The organism is Curvibacter cyanobacteriorum, assembly GCF_028649475.1.
Classification (GTDB): Bacteria; Pseudomonadota; Gammaproteobacteria; order Burkholderiales; family Burkholderiaceae_C; genus Curvibacter; species Curvibacter cyanobacteriorum.
The window spans coordinates 2,501-5,375 of sequence record NZ_JAQSIP010000017.1; the positions used below are offsets into that span (position 1 = coordinate 2,501).

The 2,875-nt window shown below is 51.0% G+C and carries 1 rRNA gene (only partly in view); it reads left to right on the forward strand.

What is annotated here, in order from left to right:
- Positions 1-2,818, forward strand: a 23S ribosomal RNA gene (locus PSQ40_RS21315); it begins 57 nt to the left of the window's first position.
- Positions 2,819-2,875: the final 57 nt, after the last annotated feature.

Below are 2,875 nucleotides of genomic sequence, written 5' to 3' on the forward strand. Positions count from 1 at the left end.
GTGATAGCCTGCGAAAAGCTTCGGGGAGCTGGCAAATTAGCTTTGATCCGGAGATATCCGAATGGGGAAACCCACCGAAAGGTATCGCATGATGAATACATAGTCATGCGAGGCGAACCGGGTGAACTGAAACATCTCAGTAGCTCGAGGAAAAGACATCAACCGAGATTCCGAAAGTAGTGGCGAGCGAAATCGGAGAAGCCTGCTAGTGATATCTGAGAACTTAACAAAATGGTCTGGAAAGGCCAACCACAGTGGGTGATAGTCCCGTATGTGAAAAGATCTCAGTGGTACTAAGCTAGCGAAAAGTAGGGCGGGACACGAGAAATCCTGTCTGAATATGGGGGGACCATCCTCCAAGGCTAAATACTCATCATCGACCGATAGTGAACTAGTACCGTGAGGGAAAGGCGAAAAGAACCCCGGGAGGGGAGTGAAATAGATCCTGAAACCGTATGCTTACAAAAAGTAGGAGCCCGCAAGGGTGACTGCGTACCTTTTGTATAATGGGTCAGCGACTTACATTCAGTGGCAAGGTTAACCGAATAGGGAAGCCGTAGAGAAATCGAGTCCGAATAGGGCGAGTTAGTCGCTGGGTGTAGACCCGAAACCAAGTGATCTATCCATGGCCAGGATGAAGGTGCCGTAACAGGTACTGGAGGTCCGAACCGACTAGTGTTGCAAAACTAGCGGATGAGCTGTGGATAGGGGTGAAAGGCTAAACAAACTTGGAAATAGCTGGTTCTCTCCGAAAACTATTTAGGTAGTGCCTCAAGTATTACCTGCGGGGGTAGAGCACTGTTTAGGCTAGGGGGTCATGGCGACTTACCAAACCTATGCAAACTCCGAATACCGCAGAGTACAGCTTGGGAGACAGAGCACCGGGTGCTAACGTCCGGACTCAAGAGGGAAACAACCCAGACCGCCAGCTAAGGTCCCTAAAATTGGCTAAGTGGGAAACGAAGTGGGAAGGCTAAAACAGTCAGGATGTTGGCTTAGAAGCAGCCATCATTTAAAGAAAGCGTAATAGCTCACTGATCGAGTCGTCCTGCGCGGAAGATGTAACGGGGCTAAGCCAGTTACCGAAGCTGCGGATGCACAGTTTACTGTGCGTGGTAGGAGAGCGTTCTGTAAGCCTGTGAAGGTGGGTTGTAAAGCCTGCTGGAGGTATCAGAAGTGCGAATGCTGACATGAGTAGCGTTAAAGGGGGTGAAAAGCCCCCTCGCCGTAAGCGCAAGGTTTTCTACGCAACGTTCATCGGCGTAGAGTGAGTCGGCCCCTAAGGCGAGGCAGAGATGCGTAGCTGATGGGAAACAGGTCAATATTCCTGTACCGATGTGTAGTGCGATGTGGGGACGGAGAAGGTTAGCTCAGCCAACTGTTGGATATGTTGGTTCAAGCCTGTAGTCGTGCCCGGTAGGCAAATCCGCCGGGCTTAGATGAGGGGTGATAACGAGGCTGCTTGCAGCCGAAGTGAGTGATACCCTGCTTCCAGGAAAAGCCACTAAGCTTCAGCTACACACGACCGTACCGCAAACCGACACTGGTGCGCGAGATGAGTATTCTAAGGCGCTTGAGAGAACTCAGGAGAAGGAACTCGGCAAATTGATACCGTAACTTCGGGAGAAGGTATGCCCCAAGTAGGTGAACTCGAACAGAGGGAGCCCAAAGGGGTTGCAAAAAATCGGTGGCTGCGACTGTTTAATAAAAACACAGCACTCTGCAAACACGAAAGTGGACGTATAGGGTGTGACGCCTGCCCGGTGCTGGAAGATTAAATGATGGGGTGCAAGCTCTTGATTGAAGTCCCAGTAAACGGCGGCCGTAACTATAACGGTCCTAAGGTAGCGAAATTCCTTGTCGGGTAAGTTCCGACCTGCACGAATGGCGTAACGATGGCCACACTGTCTCCTCCTGAGACTCAGCGAAGTTGAAATGTTTGTGATGATGCAATCTCCCCGCGGAAAGACGGAAAGACCCCATGAACCTTTACTGTAGCTTTGTATTGGACTTTGAACAGATCTGTGTAGGATAGGTGGGAGGCTTTGAAGTGAGGTCGCTAGATCTCATGGAGCCAACGTTGAAATACCACCCTGGTGTGTTTGAGGTTCTAACCTAGGTCCCTTATCGGGATCGGGGACAGTGCATGGTAGGCAGTTTGACTGGGGCGGTCTCCTCCCAAAGTGTAACGGAGGAGTTCGAAGGTACGCTAGGTACGGTCGGACATCGTGCTAATAGTGCAATGGCATAAGCGTGCTTAACTGCGAGACTGACAAGTCGAGCAGATGCGAAAGCAGGACATAGTGATCCGGTGGTTCTGTATGGAAGGGCCATCGCTCAACGGATAAAAGGTACTCTGGGGATAACAGGCTGATACCGCCCAAGAGTTCATATCGACGGCGGTGTTTGGCACCTCGATGTCGGCTCATCTCATCCTGGGGCTGTAGCCGGTCCCAAGGGTATGGCTGTTCGCCATTTAAAGAGGTACGTGAGCTGGGTTTAAAACGTCGTGAGACAGTTTGGTCCCTATCTTCCGTGGGCGCTGCAGATTTGAGGAAGCCTGCTCCTAGTACGAGAGGACCGGAGTGGACACACCTCTGGTGTATCGGTTGTCACGCCAGTGGCATTGCCGAGTAGCTATGTGTGGAAGAGATAACCGCTGAAAGCATCTAAGCGGGAAACTCGTTTCAAGATGAGATCTGCCGGGGGCTTGACCCCCCTAAAGAGTCGTTCAAGACCAGGACGTTGATAGGTCAGGTGTGGAAGCGCAGTAATGCGTTAAGCTAACTGATACTAATTGCTCGTGAGGCTTGACCCTATAACTTTGATCTTCAGGATCAGAGCTGGTTATGCCAAGTAGACGCAGTCAAAAAGA